Below are 20,064 nucleotides of genomic sequence, written 5' to 3' on the forward strand. Positions count from 1 at the left end.
CGATGGCCGCCGACCCCGCCGAGCGCCGGGTCACCGTCACCGGCCCGCCCCGCCGCAGCCGCCGTACCTCCGGCTACTACCGGCCGCGCACCGAGATCGACGAGCAGACCACCCTCGGCCACACCTACGTCCGCTCCCTCATGCGCAGCCAACTGCGCGTCGCGCTCGTCGTGTTCGCCGTCCTGGTGCTGCTCGTCGGCCCGCTCCCGCTGGTCTTCGCCGCCGCCCCCGAGGCCCGCCGCCTGGAGTGGCTGGTGCTCGGCTTCTGCCTCTACGCCCCGCTGATCCTGCTCGCCCGCTGGTACGTGCGCCGCGCCGAACGCAACGAGGAGGACTTCGTCCGCCTCGTCGAGGACCGATGGGACCGATGAACTCCAGCCGCGACGACGCGAGATGAACTCCGACGAGGCCAGATGAACTCCAGTTACGCCGTCCCGGCGGTCGCCCTCGTGGTCGTCGCGACCGTCCTCGTCGGCGCCTTCGGCCTGCGCATCTCCCGGACCACCTCCGACTTCTACGTGGCCTCGCGCACCGTCGGCCCCCGCCTCAACGCGGCCGCGATCAGCGGCGAGTACCTCTCCGCCGCCTCCTTCCTGGGCATCGCGGGACTGGTCCTCGTCCAGGGCCCCGACATGCTCTGGTACCCGGTCGGCTACACCGCCGGCTACCTCGTGCTCCTCCTCTTCGTCGCCGCCCCGCTGCGCCGCTCCGGCGCCTACACCCTCCCCGACTTCGCGGAGGCCCGGCTCGCCTCGCAGGCCGTACGGCGGCTGGCCGGGGCGTTCGTCGTCGGTGTCGGCTGGCTCTACCTGCTGCCCCAACTCCAGGGCGCCGGACTCACGCTGGCGGTCCTCACCGGGGCCCCCGACGCGCTCGGCGGGCTCATCGTCGCCGTGGTCGTGGTGGCCACCGTGGCCGCCGGCGGCATGCGCAGCATCACCTTCGTGCAGGCCTTCCAGTACTGGCTGAAGCTCACCGCCCTGTTCGTCCCCGCCCTCTTCCTCGTCCTCGCCTGGCAGCGCGCCGGCGCCCCCGTCCACGCCTTCGACGAACCGGCCACCTTCCGCGCCCAGCGCGTCGTGGACGTCCAGGACAGCCTCTCCCTCCGGCTCGACCGCCCGCTCGCGGTCACCGTCTCCGGCACGGTCGACGGCCGCCCGCTCCGGGACACCAGGGTCACCCTCCCCGAGGGCACCCACCGCATCGCCGCCGGCACCCGCCTGACCTTCGCCAAGGGCACCCGCGTCCCCGCCACCGACCGGGGCACCAACGGCGGCATGTCCACCTCGCTCGCCGAGAGCCGCGAGGAACGCCCGCTGTACGCCACGTACGGCCTGATCCTCGCCACCTTCCTCGGCACCATGGGACTGCCGCACGTCGTCGTCCGCTTCTACACCAGCCCGCACGGCGTGGCCGCCCGCCGCACCACGGTCGCCGTACTGGCCCTGATCGGCCTCTTCTACCTCCTGCCGCCGGTCTACGGCGCCCTCGGCCGCCTCTACACCCCCGAACTCACCCTCACCGGCGAGACGGACGCCGCCGTCCTGCTGCTGCCCGACCGGGTCGTCGGCGGACTCGGCGGCGACCTGCTCGGCGCGCTGGTGGCGGGCGGCGCGTTCGCCGCGTTCCTCTCCACCGCCTCCGGCCTGACCATGGCGGTCGCCGGCGTCCTCACCCAGGACGTCCTGCCGTCCCGCGGCGTACGGCACTTCAGACTCGGGACCGTGCTCGCCATGGCCGTACCGCTCGCCGCGAGCGTGCTGGTCGGCGGTCTGCCGGTCGCGGACGCCGTCGGACTGGCCTTCGCGGTGTCCGCCTCCTCCTTCTGCCCGCTGCTGGTCCTCGGCATCTGGTGGCGCCGGCTCACCCCGCCCGGCGCGGCCGCCGGGATGCTGGCCGGCGGCGGCTCGGCGTTCTGCGCGGTGGCCGCGACGATGGCCGACCTGCCCGGCACGGGCGACCTGCACGCCCTGCTGGCCTGGCCCGCGCTCTGGTCAGTCCCGCTGGGGTTCCTCACCATGATCCTGGTCTCCCTGGCGACCCCGGGCCGGGTACCGGCCGGCACGGCCGCGATCCTGGCCCGCTTCCACCTGCCGGAAGAGCTGCGCGCGGAGGTCAAGGCGTGACCGGGTTCCTGGCGGGCCTCCTCGTGGCCGTCCTCCCGCTCCTCGCGGCCGGCTTCTGGCTCGGCCGCCGCACCGCCCGCCCCGAGAACCTCGGCGGCCTCGGCACCCCCGTCGAGCACGCCACCTTCGAGACCCTGCACACCGCCTCCCTGGCCGCGCCCCCGCTGCGCGCCGGCCTGACCGAGGAGACCGCCCGCCGCTCGGCCCGCAGGCTGCGCACCCTGCTCGGCACCGACGCGCTCTGCCTCACCGACCACGAGAACCTGCTGGTCTGGGACGGCGTCGGCGACCACCACCGCACCGAGATCATGGAGCGGCTCGCCGGGCCGCTGGAGTCCGGCCGCGGCGAGGCCTTCCGGCTGCACTGCGAGACCCCCGACTGCCCGGTCCGCTGGGCCGTGGTCACCCCGCTCACCGTCGACGACCGCGTCCACGGCATCCTGGTCGCCTGTGCCCCGCGCGAGTCCGCCGTCCTGGTCCGGGCGGCCGGCGAGGTCGCCCGCTGGGTCAGCGTCCAGCTGGAGCTGGCCGACCTCGACCGCTCCCGGACCCGGCTCATCGAGGCCGAGATCCGCGCCCTGCGCGCCCAGATCTCACCGCACTTCATCTTCAACTCGCTGGCGGTGATCGCCTCGTTCGTCCGCACCGATCCCGAACGCGCCCGCGAGCTGCTGCTGGAGTTCGCCGACTTCACCCGCTACTCGTTCCGCCGGCACGGCGACTTCACCACCCTCGCCGACGAGCTCCACGCCATCGACCACTACCTGGCACTGGTCCGGGCCCGCTTCGGCGACCGCCTCACGGTCACGCTCCAGATCGCCCCCGAGGTCCTGCCGGTCACCCTGCCCTTCCTCTGCCTTCAGCCGCTGGTCGAGAACGCCGTCAAGCACGGCCTGGAAGGCAAGACCGGCACCTGCCGCATCCAGATCACCGCGCAGGACGAGGGCGCCGAGGCCCTGGTCGTCATCGAGGACGACGGCGCCGGCATGGACCCGGCGCTGCTGCGCCGCATCCTGGGCGGCGAGACCAGTCCGTCCGGCGGCATCGGCCTGTCCAACGTCGACGATCGGCTCCGCCAGGTGTACGGCGACGACCATGGACTTGTCATCGAGACGGCGCCCGGGGCGGGGATGAAGATCACCGCGCGGTTGCCGAAGTACCAGCCCGGGGTGCACTAGACGCTCCGCGGCGCCGTTGTCGTGTGCCGCGCCATGGGGGCTGGTCGCGCAGTTCCTCCCCCAGCCTCCGGCCGGGGGTACCCCCAGCGCCCTTGCGGGGCGCCGGTGTGTCAGTTGCTCTGGGTGACGACCATGGCCAGGGTCAGCAGGCCCAGGACCACCCAGCCGAACCAGAGCCAGCCGTTGCTGCCGAGGGCCACCGTGTAGGCCGTCACCACGACGAGGCCGCCGACGGTGAGCACCCCCATCGCCTTGGTGGCACCGTTCGAGCCGTTCGCAGAACCGGGCATCGCGACACCCTCCTCATGGTCCGACTCCCTCCATGGTGCCCCGGTCAGCCCTCGCGTGCGTTCAGTGAGGCCAAATACGCGTTGTACGCCTCGAGCTCCTTGTCGCCGTCCCGGTCGGCGGCCCGGTCCGTGCGCCGGGCCTGGCGCTGCTCGGAGCCGTACCACTGGAACAGCAGGGCGATCAGCACCAGGACGGACGGGACCTCGCTGAACGCCCAGGCGATGCCGCCGGCCGCGTTCTGGTCGGAGAGCGCGTCGATGGCGAGCGAGGCGGGCGGGTTCTTGAACGTCTCGACCATGGGCTCCGACGCCATCATCAACGCGATGCCGAAGAACGCGTGGAACGGCATGCCCGCGAACAGCTCCAGCATGCGCATGAGGTACCCCGGCCGGTGCGGGCCCGGGTCGACGCCGATGATCGGCCAGAAGAAGACGACACCGACGGCGAGGAAGTGCACCATCATCGCGATGTGCCCGGCCTTCGAGCCCATCAGGAAGTCGAACAGCGGGGTGAAGTAGAGCGCGTACAGGCTCGCGATGAACAGCGGGATGGTGAAGGCGGGGTGGGTGATGATCCGCATGTACCGGCTGTGCAGCAGGGCCAGCAGCAGCTCACGGGGCCCCTTGCGGCCCTTCCCGGCGACAGGCAGCGCGCGCAGCGCGAGGGTCATCGGCGCGCCCAGCAGGATGAAGATCGGCGACAGCATGCTGATGACCATGTGCTGCACCATGTGCACGCTGAACATGACCATCCCGTAGTCGTTCAGCCTGGTGCACATCACGAGCATGATGGTCAGCACCCCGACGACGAACGACACCGTCCGTCCCACGGACCACGCGTCCCCGCGCCGCCACAGCCGCACCACACCCCACCCGTACAGTGCGAGCCCCGCGAGACACGCGACGAGGAAGAAGGGATCCGCCGACCACTCCAGCCCGCGCCCCAGCGTGAACGGCGGCAGATCCATCATCATGCCGTGCCCGCTGTGATCCATCCGGCGGCTCCTGATTCGTGGGGGTATTTCTATCGACCCCACATTAGAACTGCAGCCGACCCAGCCTGTGAGCGGGGTGCACGATCCCTACCTAAAGGGGCGCTGGGGGTACCCCCGGCCGGAGGCTGGGGGAGGAACTGCGCGACCAGCCCCCACGCACCAGCGGACAACACTCGACCGCGCAATCCTCAAAGCACGGTCTCCGCCTCGTCGTACCGCTCCGAAGGAACCGTCTTCAACGTCTCCACCGCCTCCGCCAGCGGCACCATCACGATGTCCGTCCCCCGCAGCGCGGTCATGTGACCGAACTCCCCCCGGTGGGCGGCCTCCACCGCATGCCACCCGAACCGCGTCGCAAGGACGCGGTCGTACGCCGTCGGCGTGCCACCCCGCTGCACGTGCCCGAGGATGACCGGCCGTGCCTCCTTGCCGAGCCGCTGCTCCAGCTCGATGGAGAGCTGCCGGGCGATCCCGGCGAACCGCTCGTGGCCGTAGATGTCCTTGCCGCCCTCGTCGAAGGCCATCGTGCCCGCCTTCGGCTTGGCCCCCTCCGCCGCGACGACGATCGCGAACCGCTTGCCCGCCTCGAACCGCTCGCCGACCCGGCGGGCCAACTCCTCGATGTCGAAGGGGCGTTCGGGGACGACGATGGCGTGGGCGCCGGCCGCCATGCCGGAGTGCAGGGCGATCCAGCCGGTGTGCCGGCCCATGACCTCGACGACGAGCACCCGCTGGTGGGACTCGGCGGTGGTCTTCAGCCGGTCCAGCGCCTCGGTGGCGACCCCCACGGCCGTGTCGAAGCCGAAGGTCACGTCGGTGACAGCGATGTCGTTGTCGATGGTCTTCGGGACGCCGACGATCGGCAGGCCGGCGTCCGACATCAGCCGGGCCGCCTTCAGCGTGCCCTCACCGCCGATCGGGATGATCGCGTCGAGGCCGAGTTCGGCGACATGGCCCCTGGCCCGCTCCACGCCGTCCCGCAGATGGGAGGGCTGGACCCGGGACGATCCGAGGATGGTGCCGCCGCGGGCCAGGATGCCGGCCACGGCGTCGAGGTCGAGCTTGAGGTAGTCGCACTCCAGGAGGCCCTTCCAGCCGTCCCGGAAGCCGATGACCTCGTCGCCGTGGTCGGCGACGGCGCGGTGCACGACGGACCGGATGACGGCGTTCAGGCCGGGGCAGTCGCCGCCGGACGTGAGGACACCAATGCGCATAGCCCGAAACAACCTTCTCCACGTGGGCCGGAGACCGGACCACGCTGTCCGGCTGACATCGCGGCCACCCTACCGGCGCAAGGGGGTCATTCCGTACCGGGCGTCCGCCTGCTGGACGTGCCCGCACATGTGAGCGGACACCCTGTCAGGCGGGCCCGGAACCGACCGTTCCGACGCAGCTCAGGCGGGCTGCTGGGCGGCCGCGATGCGCTCGTTGCGGAGCGCCTCGTACCAGCGGTCGTCGATCGGCGGCAGCGCGTTCACGTCCAGCGCCAGCTTCAGCAGCAGGTCGGCGATGAGCGGGTTGCGGGCGAGGACCGGCCCGTGCATGTAGGTACCGAAGACGGTCTCGTTGTACGCGCCCTCCGTGCCGTCCCCGGTGCCGTTGCCCCGGCCCAGCTTGACCCGGGCGAAGGGGCGGGCGGTGGGGCCGAGCTGCGTGACGCCCTGGTGGTTCTCGAAGCCGGTCAGCGGGGGCAGGCCGAGCCGCGGGTCGATGTCGCCGAGGACGTCACCGACGCACCGCTCGCCGGTCCCGCGCACGGTCGTCACGTCGAGCAGGCCGAGGCCCGGCTCGCGCTGCCCCAGGTCGTTGATGAACTCGTGGCCGAGGATCTGGTACCCGGCGCACACGGAGAACACGATCGCGCCGTTCTCCACCGCCCGGTACAGGTGCCCGTCGCGGCGCAGCCGCTCGGCGGCGAGCCGCTGCGGACGGTCCTCACCGCCGCCGATGAGGTAGATGTCGCCGGAGGTCGGGATCGGCTGGTCGCTGCGCACGTCGAGCCGGGCCACGTCCAGACCGCGCTGCCGGGCCCGCCGCTCCACGACGAGCGCGTTGCCCTGGTCGCCGTAGGTGCTGAGCAGGTCCGGGTAGATCCACACCAGCCGCAGTTGGTTGTCGCTCATGAACTGTTCGTCCTTCGTGGTCAGTTGCCGACGCGGCGGCGCAGGTCCTGGAACGCGGTGTAGTTCGCGATGACCTCGATCCGGCCGGGCGGGCACATCTGCACGGCCTGGTCGAGGGAGTCGCAGACCTGGAAGTGCTGGTTCGCGACCTCCAGCCGCACCGCGAGGTCCAGCTTGCGGTCGCCGAGCACGAAGATCGGGTGGCCGGTCAGGCGCGTGTAGTCCACGTCCCACAGCCAGGAGGTGTCCGTGCCGTCGGCGCCGCGCGCGTTCACCGAGAGGATGACCGGCGCCGGCGGCGGGTCGATCAGCGAGAACGTCTCCAGCCAGCCGGCCGGGTTCTTGGCGAGCAGCAGCCGCAGGTCGCGGCCCTGGAACTGCACGACGTCGTAGCGGCCGGCGACGGCCTGCACCTGGTACATCCGCTCCAGGGCGACCTGCGGCGGCACCCCGAAGACGGCGGCGACGGCGGCCGAGGAGGCGGCGTTCGCCTTGTTGGCGCGGCCCGGCAGCTGCAGGTGGATCGGCCAGGCCGAGCCGTGCGGGTCGAGCACGTGGTCACCGGAGAGCACCCAGCTCGGCGTCGGCCGCCGGAACCCGCACTCGCCGCAGAACCAGTCGTCGCCGGGCCGCTGCATCACGCCGCCGCAGGACGGGCAGGACCAGGCGTCGTCCTTCCACATCTGCCCGGCCGCGACCCAGATCACGTTGGGGGAGGAGGACGCGGCCCAGACCACCAGCGGGTCGTCGCAGTTCGCCACGATGACGGCCTTCGACCCGGCCAGCCCCTCCCGCCAGTTCTCGGCGAGCATCCGGGTCTCCGCGGCGCGGTCGAGCTGGTCGCGGGAGAGGTTCAGCAGCGCGATGCACTTCGGGTCGGTGTCCCGGGCCACCCCGGCCAGGTACTTCTCGTCGACCTCGATCACGCCGAACTTGGAGTCCGACCCGCCCGCAAGGGCGGAGGTGATACCGGCCGGCATGTTGGCGCCGAGCGCGTTGGAGACGACCGGCCCCGCGGCCTTGAGGGCCTCGGCGATGAGCCTGGTCGTCGTCGTCTTGCCGTTCGTCGCCGAGACGAGGGTCACGTCCAGGTTCTGGGCGAGCCGGGCGAGAAGGTCGGGGTCGAGTTTGAGCGCCACCCGGCCGCCGATCACGGATCCGCTGCCGCGTCCCGCGGCACGGGACGCCGCCGCGACCGCCTTGCCCGCGGTCACGGCGATCTTGGCCCGCGGCGTGAGCGGGTCCGAGTTGCCTGCCATCAGTTCTCGATCCTCCTTGACTACGCGCCGCGCCTGAGCCATCCGGCAACGTGGTGTGCACCTCAGCCTATCGAGATCCATTCGCACACCCGAATTCCGGCCCATGCCTGCGCGGCGAGCAGGGGCCCATCCGAACCGTACCCTTGCGGCCATGCGACACGGTTCCATTCCGGGCGCCCACGGGCGGGTCCGGCCTCTCACCCTGCTCGGCGACCCCGTCCTGCACGCCCGCTGCGCGGAGGTCACCGACTTCGGCCCCGAACTCTCCCGGCTCGTGGAGGACTTGTTCGCGACGATGTACGCGGCGGAGGGCGTGGGCCTGGCCGCGAACCAGGTGGGGGAGTCGCTGCGGGTGTTCGTCTTCGACTGCCCCGACGACGACGAGGTCCGCCACCTGGGCCACGTGGTGAACCCGCGCCTGGTGACGGCGGACGGCTTGACCGTCCGCGGCCCGGAGGGCTGCCTGTCCCTGCCGGGACTGGAGGCGGGCACGGAGCGCTACGACCACGCGGTGGTCGAGGGTTTCACGGCTACGGGAGAGCCGGTCACGATCCACGGAACCGGCTTCTTCGCCCGCTGCCTCCAGCACGAGACCGACCACCTGGAAGGCCGCGTCTACGCCGACCACGTCACCGGCCGGCGCAAGCGCAAGCTGATGCGACAGGTGGCGAAGTCTTCCTGGCGCCGGTGAGGAGACATACCCAGGGGCGCGGGGAACGGCGCGATCAACTCCCACCGGCGGTCAGCCGAAACTCAACCCCTCAGAAGCCCGGACCGCCGATCTTGTCCCCCGCCGCAGCAAGCCGCCCCCACAGAAGATCCGCCAGACTCTTCACGAGTTCCGCACGAGAACAGGGGCGTTCCCCCAGCCACCAGTCCCCGGCCGCATGCATCATCCCGACGATCCCGTGCCCCCACACCCGCGCCAGCTGCTGACTGTTCGGCCCCAGATCCAGCCGGTCCTCGATGACCTGCGCCAGCTCCTCACCCATCCGCCGCAACAGCGGAGCCGAGTGCTTGCCCACGTCGAACCCCTGGTCGGTCCCCGTGCTGCCCTCCGCGGGATGCATCAGGAACCGGTACACCTGGGGCCGCGCCTCGATCGCCGCGAGGTACGTGTCCAGGGTCGCCTCGACCCGCTCACGGCGCTCCGCGGGCGCGTCCAGCGCGGCCCGCAGGGAGTTCAGCAGCGCGTCCGTGTGCCGGGTGGCCAGCGCCGCGTACAGCCCGCTCTTGTCGCCGAAGTGGCGGTAGAGGATGGGTTTGGTGATGCCCGCCTCGGCCGCGATGGCGTTCATGGAAGCCTGTGGGCCGTCGCGCAGCACCACCCGGTCCGCGGCCTCCAGCAGCTCGCGCCGTCGGCGGTCGGCGGACCGTTGCTGTTCGGTCCGCTGCGTGGTGTCCATGTGCTCTCCCCACCCCGTGCTCTTTTCGGTGACGCCTGCGCAAACTAACACCTGACAGCCATCTGCTCTCGAACTGGCTGCCGAGGTGACCTTGGGAGTTGACTTTTCCTACCGACGGGTAACAGACTCGGGTTACCGCTAGTAACACATTATGCGCCGCCGCTGGAGGGGTCATGGCCGAGTTCACCATGGAACTCAACGACGAACAGAAGGAGGTCCGGGACTGGCTGCACGGTTTCGCCGCCGACGTCATCCGTCCCGCGGCCGCCGAATGGGACGAGCGTGAGGAGACTCCCTGGCCGGTCATCCAGGAGGCCGCGAAGGTCGGCATCTACTCCCTCGACTTCTACGCCCAGCAGTACTTCGACCCCACCGGCCTCGGCATCCCGATGGCCATGGAGGAGCTGTTCTGGGGCGACGCGGGCATCGCCCTGTCCATCGTGGGCACGGGCCTCGCCGCGGTCGGCGTCCTGGCCAACGGCACCGAGGAGCAGATCGGCACCTGGATCCCCCAGATGTACGGCGACCCCAACGACGTCAAGGTCGCCGCGTTCTGCTCCTCCGAGCCCGACGCCGGCTCCGACGTCGGCTCCATGCGTACCCGGGCCGTCTACGACGAGGCCAAGGACGAGTGGGTGCTCAACGGCACGAAGACCTGGGCGACCAACGGCGGCATCGCCAACGTCCACGTCGTCGTCGCGGTCGTCGACCCGGAGCTCGGCTCCAAGGGCCACGCCTCCTTCATCGTCCCGCCGGGGACCCCCGGCCTGTCCCAGGGCCAGAAGTTCAAGAAGCACGGAATCCGCGCCTCGCACACCGCCGAGGTCGTCCTGGACGACGCCCGGGTACCCGGGTCCTGCCTGCTCGGCGGCAAGGAGAAGCTGGACGAGCGCCTCGCCCGAGCACGGGAGCGGGCGAAGTCGGGCGGCGAGCGCGTGAAGAACGCGGCGATGGCCACGTTCGAGGCCTCGCGGCCCGCCGTCGGTGCGATGGCCGTCGGCACGGCACGCGCCGCCTACGAGGTCGCCCTCGACTACGCCGTGACCCGGGAGCAGTTCGGGCGGCCGATCATCGACAACCAGGGAGTGGCGTTCCAGCTCGCCGACATGCGGACGGCCGTCGACGCGGCCCGGCTGCTGGTGTGGCGGGCCTCCTGGATGGCGGTGAACGGGAAGCCGTTCACCGCGGCCGAGGGGTCGATGTCGAAGCTGTTCGCGAGCGAGACCGCGAAGAAGGTGACCGCCCAGGCCATCCAGATCCTGGGCGGCAACGGGTACACGCGGGAGTATCCGGTGGAGCGGATGCACCGGGACGCGGCGATCTACACGATCTTCGAGGGCACGAGCGAGATCCAGCGGCTGGTGATCGCCCGTACCTTGTCGGGGATGCCGATCCGGTAGCGCCGTAAGGGTGCGGGTGCTTCGCGGGCAGACCGTGCGTCGTGGTTGCTCGCGCAGTTCCTCCCCCAGCCTTCGGCCGGGGGTACCCCCAGCGCCCCTGCGGGGCGCTCGATCTCACCGGTGCTTCAGAGGTGTGAGTTGCTCGATGTCGTAGCGCTTGCGGAGTATCTCGATCGCCTCGAGGTCCGGAGGACCGCCGCTGCCCAGGATCTCCAGGAGCTCCTCGAAGTAGCGCTCGTGGTCGGGCGGCGGGGAGGACTGGAAGAACATCCGCGCCGGGGTGTCCGTCGGGTTGGCGAAGGCGTGCGGGCAGCCCGGGGGTACGGCGATCAGCGTGCCCGGGGTCGCCCGTACCACCCTCGTGCCCGAACTCGACTCCCATTTCTGCCAGTTGTCGGGGGTACGGATGCGCGGCTCGAAGGCGAGGACGTCCAGCTCGCCTTCGAGGACGTAGAACAGCTCCTCGCTGCGGGTGTGCACATGGGCGCCCACGTCGAAGCCCGGCGGGACGTCCACCTCGAAGGTGGAGGCCATCCGCGAGTGCGTTCCCGTCACCTTGAAGGTGACGCGCTGGGCCGGCGTGTGGACCACGCGCCCGTGTCCTGGCGGGACGAGGAGTCCCTCGGCTGTGGTCATGGTTCACTCACCAACTCACCGGTAGTGCTTCGGGGCCCCGGATCAGCGCGCCCTTCCTGAAGGGCACCTGCTCCGCAGGAACGGCGAGCCGCAGTCCGGGCAGCCGGTCGAGCAGGGCGTCGACGAGGAGTTCCTCCTCCAGCCTGCCGAGCTGGCCGCCGGGACAGTAGTGCGGGCCGAACCCGAAGGACACGTGCGGATTGGGGCTGCGGGCGAAGTCGATGGTCTCGGGGTCCGGGAAGACCTCCGGGTCGCGGTTGGCGGCCAGGTACGAGACGTAGACCGCGTCGCCCGCGCGGATGCGTACGCCCTTGATCTCCACGTCCCGGGTGGCGATCCGGGACAGCCCGACCGCGCTGCGGTGCGGGATCCAGCGCAGCAGCTCGTCGATCGCCCGGGGGCGGATCGCCGGCTCGGTGCGCAGCCGGTCGAGGAGGTCGGGGCGGGTCAGCAGCAGGTAGAACATCTGCCCGCTGTTGTTGGTGACCGCCTCGCCGCCGATCTGGAGGAGGACGGCGAGACCGACGGCCTCCTCCAGCGCGACCTCGCCGCGGCCCACGGCCGCGCCCAGCAGGGAGGTCACGTCCTCGCCCGTGCTGTCCTCGCGCAGGGCGACGAGGTCGGCGAAGTAGGCGCTCATCTCGCGCTTGGCCCTCTCGCTGACCTCCTTGCCGTGGCTGGAGGACAGGATCAGCTGGGTCCACAGGTGCATGGTGTGCCGGTCGGCGGCGGGTACGCCCATCACCTCGCAGATCACCGCGATGGGAAACGGGCTGAGCACCGCCGCCGTGAGATCGGCGGGCGGGCCGTCCTGGACCAGCTCGTCGACGATCTCGTCCAGCATCAGGCGCGCCTTCTCCCGGACCCGCTCCACGCCCTTGGAGGTCAGCGCGGGGGCCACCGTGCGGCGCAGCCGCGTGTGGTCGGGCGGGTCCAGGAAGCCGACCGCTCCGCGGTCCGGAATGAAGTGCGGGGCGAGCCGGGTGACCGGCTGCCTCATCACCGCCTCACGGCTGAACCGAGGGTCGTTGGCCACCGCCCGCACGTCGTCGTACCGGGTGACCAGCCACGCCCAGCCCTCGCCGTTGGGAAGCCGGATCCGGGTGACCGGACCCGCCCGCATCAGCTCGGCCAGGGTGGGGTCGAAGTCCACCCCTGCCAGGTCCGGCACTTCCCAGTGCCGGACCGGACAGGCGGCCGCACCGGCGGCCGCGGAGGTGCCCGCACCGGCGGCCTCCCCGGCGGCCTCGCCGGCGGGGTCGAGCGGTTCGGTGAGCGCCATCTCTACCGCGCCGCCTCTCCGTCCGAACGCCGCCAGCGACCGAGCGACATCTCCGCGGTGATGCCGGGACCGAACCCGGCCAGCAGGCCGCGCGCCTGGTGCTCGGCACCGCCCTCGTCGAACATCCGGCGCAGCGCGTCCAGGACGACGGCGCTCGCGATGTTGCCGTACTCGGTGAGCGTGGACCGGCTGAACCGGAAGGCGTGCGGGTCGACCTCGAGGAACTTGCTCAGGTCGTCCAGGATGCGCGGCCCGCCCGCGTGGACTATGTAGAAGTCCAGGTCGGACGCGTCCCAGCCGTGCAGCCCTGCCAGGTCCTGGAGAGCCGGCGCCAGCGGCTCCATGGTCGCCGGGACCCGCTTGTCCAGCAGGAAGTGGAACCCGGTGGCCCGCACGTCGTACATGATCCACTCTTCGGTCTTCGGGATCAGGTACGAGCCGTTGCGTTCGAGTTCGACGCCCGTGCCGCCCTGGCCGCGGACCACGGCGGCGGCGATACCGTCACCGAAGAGGCCGTTGGAGAGCAGCGAGCCGACGCCGAGGTCGGTCGGCTGGTAGCACAGCGAGCAGAACTCGCAGGCCACGATGAGGGCGTTGGCGTTCGGGTACGCCGAGCAGAAGTCGTGCGCCCGGTTGATCGCCGCTCCGCCGGCCGCGCAGCCGAGCTGCGCGATGGGGATCTGGCGGGTGGTGGAGTCGAAGTCCATCTCGTTGATCAGCCACGCGGTGAGCGACGGCATCATGAAGCCCGTGCACGAGACGTAGATGATCACGTCGATGTCGGTGGTGAGCAGCTCTGCCTCGTCGAGCGCCCGCTGGATGACCGCGGGGACCCGGGCCTTGGCCTCGGTCTCGTAGAGCTTGTTGCGCTCCTCGAAGCCGGGGTGCTTCAGGGTTTCCTCGATCGGCTGCACGATGTGCCGGGTGCGTACGCCCGTGTTCTCGATCAGTCTCAGCGCCAGCGGCAGCTGCGGGTGGTTCTCGTGGTGGGAGCGCGCCAGTTCCAGCGTCTCCTCCATCGTGATCACGTACTCCGGGACCGACACTGAGGGTTTGCACAAAGTCGCCATGAACCGTGCCTGCTTTCAGCCTTCCGGTGGGTTTGGCCCGACCGGTCAGAGAGGTGGTTCACCTCAGGAGGTGGTTCCCTCACGATCACCCGTGAGGGCGACGATCTCTCGCCGGGCTACTCCGAACCGGTGACCCCGTGTCAGGGTCGGATCAGCACAGAGGTATCCAGACGAGGAGGACGCGATGCCCGGCACGGCCGCGGAAATGCTGAAAACGACCAGGTCAGAGCTTGCCCCGGACCCGAACGCCAATCCATTGGTCCCTCTCGTCGCCAGCGGCCGGGCGAGTCTGGAGACACTCGCCGCACTTGCCCTGGAACAACACCGAGTGATCCCCGCCGACCGGCGCGCGTTCCTGCATCTGGCGCAGCGCGCCTCCGGGGAGCCGGCGGCCGCGGGGTTCTTCACCATGCTCGCCGAGGGCGAGGAACTGGCGGCAGAGCGGCTGGGCGCGTTCACCGAGGCGTGCGAAGTGGATGACGAGCGCATGCAGGCGTACGAGCCCCTACCGGGCTGCCAGGCGTACCCGGCGTACATCTCCTGGCTCGCCCTCAACGCGGCCCCGGCGGACGCCGTCCTCGCCATCACGGCCAACTTCGCGACGTGGGGCACGTATTGCGCGACCATCGCGGAAGGGCTGCGCACGCATTACGGCTTCACCGACGAGGCCTGCGCCTTCTTCGACTTCTTCGCCGAACCGGCCCCGGACCTTGACGAGCAGGCGGAGGCGGCGGTGCAGGCGGGACTGGACACTGGCCGACTGGACACGAGCTCGGCGTACACCTACGGCCGCCTGCTCCAGGCCTATGAGGCGATGTTCTGGTCGGCGTTGGGCCAAACCCCCTAGGGGCGCGGGGCTGTGTCGATTTGCGGCTGCCGCCGCGTGGGCGCGACCAGCCCCACACAACCCGCACCCGCCGAACCACCCCTACTCCCCACTGCTATGGGCGATACAAGCCACGTCGATCCGATCGGCGAGCTTCGCGAGCTCGATGGTCAGCGCAGCCACCGTGTCCTCGTCCAGCCCACCCTCGTCGGCCTCCACCAGGCGCAGCCACCGTGCCCCCAACGTCCGCAACAACTTACTCACGTCGGCCGCGGCCACCTGCAAGGTCCCGCGGTCGTCGACGATCAGAGGCAGGGTCACTTCGCGGTTCACACTCGGGATCGTAGTCGTGCGATCCTCACGCACCCTGCCAAACGGTGGTGATGTTGCAGAACTCCCGGATTCCGTGCCCGGACAGCTCACGGCCGTATCCGGACCGCTTCACCCCGCCGAACGGAAACGCCGGGTGGGAGGCGGTCATGCCGTTGACGAACACGCCACCGGCCTCCAGATCCCGTGCGAACCGGTCCACCTCGGCCTCGTCACGCGTCCACACGTTCGAACTCAGTCCGAAGGGCGAGTCGTTGGCGATGAGGATCGCCTCGGCCAGGTCCCCGGCCCGGTACAGCGTCGCCACCGGCCCGAACGCCTCCTCGCGGTGGATGCGCATGTCCCGGTGGATCCCGGCGAGCACGGTCGGCGGGTAGTACCAGCCCGGCCCGTCCGGCCGCTCGCCGCCGCACAGCACCTGGGCACCCGACCGCTTCGCGTCCTCGACCAGCTCCTCCAGGTCCTTGCGCCCCTGCTCGCTGGCGAGCGGCCCGACGTCCGTCGCCTCGTCCGTCGGGTCGCCCGTCCGCAACGCGGCCATGCCCGCGACGAACTTCTCGGCGAACGCCTCGTAGACGTCCGTGTGCACGATGAACCGCTTCGCGGCGATGCACGACTGCCCGTTGTTCTGCACCCGCGCCGTCACCGCGATCTTCGCGGCGCGGTCGATGTCCGCCGAGGGCATCACCACGTACGGGTCGCTGCCGCCCAGTTCCAGCACCGTCTTCTTGATCATCTCGCCGGCGGTGGCGGCGACCGCGCGCCCCGCGGGCTCGCTGCCGGTGAGCGTCGCCGCCCGCACCCGCTCGTCGCGCAGGATGTCGTCGACCGCGCCGGAGCCGATCAGCAGGGTCTGGAAGCAGCCCTCGGTGAAGCCGGCCCGGTGGAACAGGTCCTCCAGGTAAAGGGCGGTCTGAGGGACGTTGGAGGCGTGCTTGAGCAGGCCCACGTTGCCCGCCATCAGCGCGGGCGCGGCGAAGCGGACCACCTGCCAGAGCGGGAAGTTCCACGGCATCACGGCGAGCACCGGCCCGATGGGGCGGTAGCGCACCCGCACCCGGGACGCGCCCGAGTCCTTCACGTCCGTGTCCGCGGGCTCCTCGTCGGCCAGCAGCTCCTCCGCGTGGTCGGCGTACCAGCGCATCGCCTTCGCGCACTTGGCGGCCTCCGCGCGGGCCTGCTTCAGCGGCTTGCCCATCTCGGTGGTCATGGTGCGCGCGATGTCGTCACGGTCGGCGTCCAGCAGGTCGGCGGCGGCGTGCAGCAGCCGGGCGCGCTCGGCGAAGGTACTCGTGCGGTACGTACGGAACGTCGCCTCGGCGAGTTCGAGCCGGCGTTCGAGCTCGTCCTCGTCCATGGCCTCGAACGTTTCGAGCGTCTCGCCGTTCGCCGGGTTGACCGTCGCGATGGGCATGGCTGACCTCCCTGGGAGCGAGCTTGCTAAGACCTTCCCGCGCGGCCGGGTCGGGCGCAACGTATGGGGCTCCGTTCAGCCCGAGTGCTCCGCCAGCCGGTCGAGAAACGCGGCCTGTGCCTTCACGATCACCTCGCGGGCCCGGTCCGGGCTCAGCCAGGCCACCCGGTCCAGTTCGGGGAACTCCTGGATGCGGCCCGACCGCGGCGGCCACTCCATCACGAAGGTGCCGGGGTCGATCGTGTCCGGGTCCAGGTCCGCCTCGATCGCCCACGCGGTGACGACCTTGCCGTTGGTCTGCCGCACCTCGCCCAGTTCGATCGGCTCCCCGTCCGGCGGCGCCAGGCCCAGCTCCTCCCGGAACTCTCGGCGGGCCGCCTCCCAGGCCGGCTCGTCCGGCTCGTACTCGCCCTTGGGCACGGTCCAGGCACCCGCGTCCTTCTTCGCGAAGAACGGCCCGCCCATATGGCCGAGCAGCACCTCGAGTCCCGCGCCGGTACGCCGGAACAACAGCAGTCCGGCGCTTCGCCTCGGCTCCGTCAACGCCGTACCTCCGGGTGCGCGGCCAGTAGGGCTTCCACCGTATCGGCATCCTCGGGCCGTTTGTCCTCGCGGTAGCGGACGACCCGCGCGAAGCGCAGGGTGACGCCGGCCGGGTACCGGGAGGAGCGCTGCAGGCCGTCGTAGGCGATCTCGACGACGAGTTCCGGGCGTACGGTCACCACCCAGCCGTCGTCCGACACCTCCAGCCCCTTGAGCCGGGCGGTCTGCCACTCCAGCATCGCGTCGGTCATGCCCTTGAAGGTCTTTCCGAGCATGGCGAAGGTGCCGTCCGGATTGCGGGCGCCGAGGTGGAGGTTGGACAGCCTGCCGGTGCGGCGGCCGTGGCCCCACTCGGCGGCCAGCACGACCAGGTCGAGGGTGTGGACGGGCTTCACCTTCAGCCAGGACGCGCCCCTGCGGCCCGCGCTGTAGGGGCCGTCCAGCGACTTGACGACCACGCCCTCGTGACCGCGGTCCAGGGCGGCGGCGAGGAACTCCTCGGCGGCCGCCGTGTCGTCCGGCCCGGACACCAGTGCCCGGCGCACCCGCATCGGCTCGGGCACCAGCCGGGCCAGCTCCGCGTGCCGTTCGGCGAACGGCAGGTCGAGCAGGTCGCGACCGTCGACCGAGAGCGCGTCGAAGAAGACCGGGGAGACCGGGACCTCCCGGGCCGCCCTCGCCACGTCGGTCCGGGAGCCGACCCGGCCCGCCGTCTCCTGGAAGGAGCGGGGCCGGCCGGCCGCGTCGAAGGAGATCACCTCGCCGTCCAGGACGAACCGGTCGCCGCCCAACTCGCGGGCGGCGGAGGTCACCTCGGGAAGGCGGTCGGTGATGTCGTCCAGGGTGCGGGTGAAGACCCGTACCGTGTCGCCGTCCCGGTGGACCTGGACCCGGATGCCGTCCAGCTTCTCCTCCACCGCCGAACCGCCCAGCTTCGCCACCGCCTCGGCCACCGAGGAGGCGGTGTGCGCCAGCATGGGCAGCACCGGGCGGCCGACGGTGAGCCGGAACCGGTCCAGGGCCGGCGGCCCGTCCGCCAGCAGTGCCTCGGCCACCGTCTGGAGGGACCCGGCGAGCATCACCGCCCGGCGGACGTCGGCCGCCGCCGCGCCGGTCGCCTGCGCGAGCCCTTCGACGGCGACCGCGTCCAGGGCGCCCTGCCGTACCTCGCCGGAGAGCAGGCCCAGCAGGAAGCGCTGCTCGTCCGCCGTCGCCGCGCCCATCAACTCGCCCACGATCCGGGCCCGTTCGGCCTGCGAGCCGGCCCCGGAGACCTTGCCCAGCTCGCTGAGCCGGGCGTCGACCTCGCGCACGGTGAGGGACGGCTCGCCGGCCGCCGGGACGGCCCGGCTCAGCAGCTTCCAGCCGACGCCGAGGCGGCCCTGCGGGAGCCGTCCGGCCAGGTAGGGGATGACGACCGGTACGTCGTCGGGGGCCGTCTCCCGGAAGAGGCCGGCGAGCAGTGCGGTCTTGCGGGACCTGGCCGCGGTGGCGGCGACCTCCCGGGACACTTCGGCGAGCCGGGTCAGCAGCATGCAGCCATGGTGCAACGGGCCGGCCCGGACTACACCCGCACGGCCGCGTCCAGGGCCGCGAAGAGCAGCTCGCCGTTGATCGCCGCGCCGGCCCGGTAGCCGCGGCTGGCCGCGTTCACCACCTGCTCCGCGAAACCGCTCGCGTTGCCGGCCGCCCACAGGCGGGGCACGGTCGTCCGGCCCAGCTCGTCGATCACCGGGTAGCTGCCGAAGGGGGTCTCCGCCAGCTCCGCGCCCAGCTCGCGCAACAGGTCGTTCCGCGGGACCGGCCGCGGGGCGACGAACAGCGCCTCCCGGTCGTGCGCGCTTCCGTCCCGGAGCCGTACGCCCGTCAACCGGTCGTCCTCGATGCGCAGCCCCGCGACCTCGCCCGGCACCACCCGCACCCCGGCCGCGGCCAGCCGGCGCAGGTCGTCGTCGGTCAGCTCCGTCTCCTCGACCTGGTGCAGGAAGAGGGTCACGTCCTTGGACCACTGGGTGACCATCAACGCCTGGTGCACGCTCATCGGGGTCGTGGCCAGCACGCCGAACGCCTGGTCACGGACCTCCCAGCCGTGGCAGTACGGGCAGTGCAGCACATCCCGGCCGAAGCGCTCGGCCACCCCCGGGACGGGCGGGAGCTCGTCCTTCAGGCCGGTGGCGACGACCAGGTGCCCGGCCCGGACCGTGCGTCCGCCCGCCAGCACCACCGCGAAGCCGTCCGCGCCGTCCTTCGCCGCGCCCACCGCCCGGTCCCGGACCAGCTCCACGCCGTACCGGGCGATCTCCTCCCGGCCCACCGCGAGGAACTCCGCGGGCGGCATGCCGTCGCGGGACAGGAAGCCCTGCATGTGGGCCGCCGGGGCGTTGCGCGGCTCGCCCGCGTCGACGACCAGGGTGCGGCGCCGGGCCCGGCCCAGGACCAGCGCCGCGGACAGTCCGGCCGCGCCGCCTCCGACGACGACCACCTCGTACGTATCGGTCATGGTGACCACCTCCGCGGCCGAGGGTCGCCGGTGCGCTGCCGGATTGACAAACGGCTTTGCCGAAACTGCAATGCAGGCATGACTACGGACGACGTCCTCGCGGGCGTGGGGCCCCGGCTGCGCCGGCTCCGCAAGGAGCGCGAGGTCACCCTCGCCGCCCTCTCCGAGACCACCGGCATCTCGGTCAGCACCCTGTCCCGGCTGGAGTCCGGGCTGCGCAAACCCAGCCTGGAGCTGCTGCTGCCGATCGCGCAGGCCCACCAGGTGCCCCTGGACGAACTGGTCGGCGCCCCGCCGGCCGGCGATCCCCGGGTGCGGACCAAGCCGATGGAGCGGTACGGCCGCACCTTCCTGCCGCTCACCCGGCAGCCCGGCGGACTCCAGGCCTTCAAGGTGGTCGAGCCGAAGCGGAAGCTCGAACCCGAGCCGCGCACCCACGAGGGCTACGAGTGGCTGTACGTGCTGTCCGGGAAGCTGCGGCTGGTGCTGGGGGAGCACGACGTCGTGCTGGGGCCGGGGGAGGCGGCCGAGTTCGACACCCGGGTGCCGCACTGGTTCGGGTCGACGGGGGAGGGGCCTGTGGAGTTCCTCAGCCTGTTCGGGCCGCAGGGGGAACGGATGCACGTGCGGGCGCGGCCGAAGCGGGCGTGACGAATCCGGCGTTCCCCCGGGCGGCTGTTCCCTCC

At 71.5% G+C, this 20,064-nt stretch carries 21 protein-coding genes; 7 read left to right on the forward strand and 14 right to left on the reverse strand.

The genetic code is table 11. The annotated features are described in order from the left end of the window. Nucleotides 1–2: 2 nt before the first annotated feature. From ACIQVL_RS19860 to ACIQVL_RS19870, 3 genes are read left to right on the forward strand one after another with little or no spacing between them, the layout of a single operon-like run. The gene (locus ACIQVL_RS19860; protein ID WP_403439701.1) at nucleotides 3–371 is read left to right on the forward strand and encodes a hypothetical protein; all 369 of its coding nucleotides are present in this window, start codon (nucleotides 3–5) and stop codon (nucleotides 369–371) included. Between the two features lie 42 nt (nucleotides 372–413). Further along, nucleotides 414–2,126, forward strand: a complete 1,713-nt coding sequence (locus tag ACIQVL_RS19865; RefSeq protein ID WP_403439699.1) for a cation acetate symporter — start codon at nucleotides 414–416, stop codon at nucleotides 2,124–2,126. Next, nucleotides 2,123–3,304 (forward strand): sensor histidine kinase, encoded by a 1,182-nt coding sequence (locus tag ACIQVL_RS19870; RefSeq protein ID WP_403439698.1) that lies wholly within the window; start codon nucleotides 2,123–2,125, stop codon nucleotides 3,302–3,304. Before ACIQVL_RS19865 ends, ACIQVL_RS19870 begins: the two co-directional genes overlap by 4 nt. 110 nt (nucleotides 3,305–3,414) lie before the next feature. Here the strand turns inward: ACIQVL_RS19870 and ACIQVL_RS19875 are convergent, their stop codons facing one another. The 5 genes from ACIQVL_RS19875 to ACIQVL_RS19895 form a co-directional block, all read right to left on the reverse strand. Further along, nucleotides 3,415–3,594, reverse strand: coding sequence for a hypothetical protein (locus ACIQVL_RS19875; protein WP_293996352.1), 180 nt, complete (start codon nucleotides 3,592–3,594; stop codon nucleotides 3,415–3,417). 44 nt (nucleotides 3,595–3,638) lie between these two features. Beyond that, nucleotides 3,639–4,589, reverse strand: a complete 951-nt coding sequence (locus ACIQVL_RS19880; protein WP_403439696.1) for a cytochrome c oxidase assembly protein — start codon at nucleotides 4,587–4,589, stop codon at nucleotides 3,639–3,641. Between the two features lie 188 nt (nucleotides 4,590–4,777). Continuing rightward, nucleotides 4,778–5,803 carry a 6-phosphofructokinase gene (locus ACIQVL_RS19885; protein WP_403439694.1) on the reverse strand — a complete coding sequence of 342 codons (1,026 nt, stop codon included), beginning with the start codon at nucleotides 5,801–5,803 and terminating at the stop codon, nucleotides 4,778–4,780. A 180-nt stretch (nucleotides 5,804–5,983) separates the two neighbouring features. Next, nucleotides 5,984–6,712, reverse strand: coding sequence for a glutamine amidotransferase (locus tag ACIQVL_RS19890; RefSeq protein ID WP_351499378.1), 729 nt, complete (start codon nucleotides 6,710–6,712; stop codon nucleotides 5,984–5,986). Between the two features lie 20 nt (nucleotides 6,713–6,732). Further along, nucleotides 6,733–7,971 carry a MurT ligase domain-containing protein gene (locus ACIQVL_RS19895; RefSeq protein WP_403439692.1) on the reverse strand — a complete coding sequence of 413 codons (1,239 nt, stop codon included), beginning with the start codon at nucleotides 7,969–7,971 and terminating at the stop codon, nucleotides 6,733–6,735. Between the two features lie 151 nt (nucleotides 7,972–8,122). On the opposite strand from ACIQVL_RS19895, the gene def reads away from it, so the two are divergent. Continuing rightward, nucleotides 8,123–8,662: a peptide deformylase gene (def, locus tag ACIQVL_RS19900; protein WP_403475944.1), complete on the forward strand. Its 540-nt coding sequence runs from the start codon at nucleotides 8,123–8,125 to the stop codon at nucleotides 8,660–8,662. A 70-nt stretch (nucleotides 8,663–8,732) separates the two neighbouring features. On the opposite strand, the gene ACIQVL_RS19905 is transcribed toward def, so the two are convergent. After that, a complete protein-coding gene (locus tag ACIQVL_RS19905) occupies nucleotides 8,733–9,377 on the reverse strand; it encodes a TetR family transcriptional regulator (RefSeq protein ID WP_351499384.1) in 645 nt (214 codons plus the stop codon). A 173-nt stretch (nucleotides 9,378–9,550) separates the two neighbouring features. On the opposite strand from ACIQVL_RS19905, the gene ACIQVL_RS19910 reads away from it, so the two are divergent. Next, nucleotides 9,551–10,777: an acyl-CoA dehydrogenase family protein gene (locus ACIQVL_RS19910; RefSeq protein WP_403439688.1), complete on the forward strand. Its 1,227-nt coding sequence runs from the start codon at nucleotides 9,551–9,553 to the stop codon at nucleotides 10,775–10,777. Between the two features lie 114 nt (nucleotides 10,778–10,891). On the opposite strand, the gene ACIQVL_RS19915 is transcribed toward ACIQVL_RS19910, so the two are convergent. The 3 genes from ACIQVL_RS19915 to ACIQVL_RS19925 are packed head-to-tail and all read right to left on the reverse strand — an operon-like array spanning nucleotide 10,892 to nucleotide 13,765. Then, nucleotides 10,892–11,413, reverse strand: coding sequence for a cupin domain-containing protein (locus ACIQVL_RS19915; RefSeq protein WP_403439687.1), 522 nt, complete (start codon nucleotides 11,411–11,413; stop codon nucleotides 10,892–10,894). A 7-nt stretch (nucleotides 11,414–11,420) separates the two neighbouring features. Further along, nucleotides 11,421–12,695 carry a cytochrome P450 gene (locus ACIQVL_RS19920; RefSeq protein ID WP_403439685.1) on the reverse strand — a complete coding sequence of 425 codons (1,275 nt, stop codon included), beginning with the start codon at nucleotides 12,693–12,695 and terminating at the stop codon, nucleotides 11,421–11,423. 2 nt (nucleotides 12,696–12,697) lie between these two features. Then, entirely contained in the window at nucleotides 12,698–13,765 is a 1,068-nt protein-coding gene (locus ACIQVL_RS19925) for a type III polyketide synthase (RefSeq protein ID WP_403439683.1), read from the reverse strand. Nucleotides 13,766–13,949: 184 nt separating this feature from the next. On the opposite strand from ACIQVL_RS19925, the gene ACIQVL_RS19930 reads away from it, so the two are divergent. After that, nucleotides 13,950–14,612, forward strand: a complete 663-nt coding sequence (locus ACIQVL_RS19930; RefSeq protein ID WP_403439681.1) for a transcriptional regulator — start codon at nucleotides 13,950–13,952, stop codon at nucleotides 14,610–14,612. Nucleotides 14,613–14,693: 81 nt separating this feature from the next. Here the strand turns inward: ACIQVL_RS19930 and ACIQVL_RS19935 are convergent, their stop codons facing one another. The 5 genes from ACIQVL_RS19935 to ACIQVL_RS19955 form a co-directional block, all read right to left on the reverse strand. Continuing rightward, nucleotides 14,694–14,924, reverse strand: coding sequence for a DUF6213 family protein (locus ACIQVL_RS19935; protein WP_089105419.1), 231 nt, complete (start codon nucleotides 14,922–14,924; stop codon nucleotides 14,694–14,696). 25 nt (nucleotides 14,925–14,949) lie between these two features. Further along, nucleotides 14,950–16,335: an NADP-dependent succinic semialdehyde dehydrogenase gene (locus ACIQVL_RS19940; protein WP_403475945.1), complete on the reverse strand. Its 1,386-nt coding sequence runs from the start codon at nucleotides 16,333–16,335 to the stop codon at nucleotides 14,950–14,952. A 75-nt stretch (nucleotides 16,336–16,410) separates the two neighbouring features. Further along, nucleotides 16,411–16,878, reverse strand: a complete 468-nt coding sequence (locus ACIQVL_RS19945) for an NUDIX domain-containing protein (RefSeq protein ID WP_403475946.1) — start codon at nucleotides 16,876–16,878, stop codon at nucleotides 16,411–16,413. Further along, on the reverse strand, nucleotides 16,875–18,413 hold the full coding sequence (locus ACIQVL_RS19950; RefSeq protein ID WP_403475947.1) for an ATP-dependent DNA ligase: 1,539 nt from the start codon (nucleotides 18,411–18,413) through the stop codon (nucleotides 16,875–16,877). The genes ACIQVL_RS19945 and ACIQVL_RS19950 overlap by 4 nt, the downstream gene beginning before the upstream one ends. Nucleotides 18,414–18,442: 29 nt before the next feature. Beyond that, nucleotides 18,443–19,378, reverse strand: a complete 936-nt coding sequence (locus ACIQVL_RS19955) for an NAD(P)/FAD-dependent oxidoreductase (protein WP_403439673.1) — start codon at nucleotides 19,376–19,378, stop codon at nucleotides 18,443–18,445. A gap of 78 nt (nucleotides 19,379–19,456) precedes the next feature. On the opposite strand from ACIQVL_RS19955, the gene ACIQVL_RS19960 reads away from it, so the two are divergent. Continuing rightward, entirely contained in the window at nucleotides 19,457–20,029 is a 573-nt protein-coding gene (locus tag ACIQVL_RS19960) for a helix-turn-helix domain-containing protein (RefSeq protein ID WP_403439671.1), read from the forward strand. Nucleotides 20,030–20,064: the final 35 nt, after the last annotated feature.

The sequence above is a fragment of the Streptomyces sp. NPDC090499 genome, assembly GCF_044769305.1.
Lineage (GTDB): Bacteria > Actinomycetota > Actinomycetes > Streptomycetales > Streptomycetaceae > Streptomyces.

Excerpts from the sequence above, each read along its gene's own strand:
- ACIQVL_RS19880 (WP_403439696.1), bottom strand. The coding sequence starts at position 4,589 with ATGGATCACAGCGGGCACGGCATGATGATGGATCTGCCGCCGTTCACG.
- ACIQVL_RS19885 (WP_403439694.1), bottom strand. The coding sequence starts at position 5,803 with ATGCGCATTGGTGTCCTCACGTCCGGCGGCGACTGCCCCGGCCTGAAC.
- ACIQVL_RS19930 (WP_403439681.1), top strand. The coding sequence starts at position 13,950 with ATGCCCGGCACGGCCGCGGAAATGCTGAAAACGACCAGGTCAGAGCTT.
- ACIQVL_RS19910 (WP_403439688.1), top strand. The coding sequence starts at position 9,551 with ATGGCCGAGTTCACCATGGAACTCAACGACGAACAGAAGGAGGTCCGG.
- ACIQVL_RS19895 (WP_403439692.1), bottom strand. The coding sequence starts at position 7,971 with ATGGCAGGCAACTCGGACCCGCTCACGCCGCGGGCCAAGATCGCCGTG.
- ACIQVL_RS19875 (WP_293996352.1), bottom strand. The coding sequence starts at position 3,594 with ATGCCCGGTTCTGCGAACGGCTCGAACGGTGCCACCAAGGCGATGGGG.
- ACIQVL_RS19925 (WP_403439683.1), bottom strand. The coding sequence starts at position 13,765 with ATGGCGACTTTGTGCAAACCCTCAGTGTCGGTCCCGGAGTACGTGATC.
- def (WP_403475944.1), top strand. The coding sequence starts at position 8,123 with ATGCGACACGGTTCCATTCCGGGCGCCCACGGGCGGGTCCGGCCTCTC.
- ACIQVL_RS19955 (WP_403439673.1), bottom strand. The coding sequence starts at position 19,378 with ATGACCGATACGTACGAGGTGGTCGTCGTCGGAGGCGGCGCGGCCGGA.
- ACIQVL_RS19920 (WP_403439685.1), bottom strand. The coding sequence starts at position 12,695 with ATGGCGCTCACCGAACCGCTCGACCCCGCCGGCGAGGCCGCCGGGGAG.
- ACIQVL_RS19865 (WP_403439699.1), top strand. The coding sequence starts at position 414 with ATGAACTCCAGTTACGCCGTCCCGGCGGTCGCCCTCGTGGTCGTCGCG.
- ACIQVL_RS19890 (WP_351499378.1), bottom strand. The coding sequence starts at position 6,712 with ATGAGCGACAACCAACTGCGGCTGGTGTGGATCTACCCGGACCTGCTC.
- ACIQVL_RS19915 (WP_403439687.1), bottom strand. The coding sequence starts at position 11,413 with ATGACCACAGCCGAGGGACTCCTCGTCCCGCCAGGACACGGGCGCGTG.
- ACIQVL_RS19950 (WP_403475947.1), bottom strand. The coding sequence starts at position 18,413 with ATGCTGCTGACCCGGCTCGCCGAAGTGTCCCGGGAGGTCGCCGCCACC.
- ACIQVL_RS19905 (WP_351499384.1), bottom strand. The coding sequence starts at position 9,377 with ATGGACACCACGCAGCGGACCGAACAGCAACGGTCCGCCGACCGCCGA.
- ACIQVL_RS19960 (WP_403439671.1), top strand. The coding sequence starts at position 19,457 with ATGACTACGGACGACGTCCTCGCGGGCGTGGGGCCCCGGCTGCGCCGG.
- ACIQVL_RS19940 (WP_403475945.1), bottom strand. The coding sequence starts at position 16,335 with ATGCCCATCGCGACGGTCAACCCGGCGAACGGCGAGACGCTCGAAACG.
- ACIQVL_RS19860 (WP_403439701.1), top strand. The coding sequence starts at position 3 with ATGGCCGCCGACCCCGCCGAGCGCCGGGTCACCGTCACCGGCCCGCCC.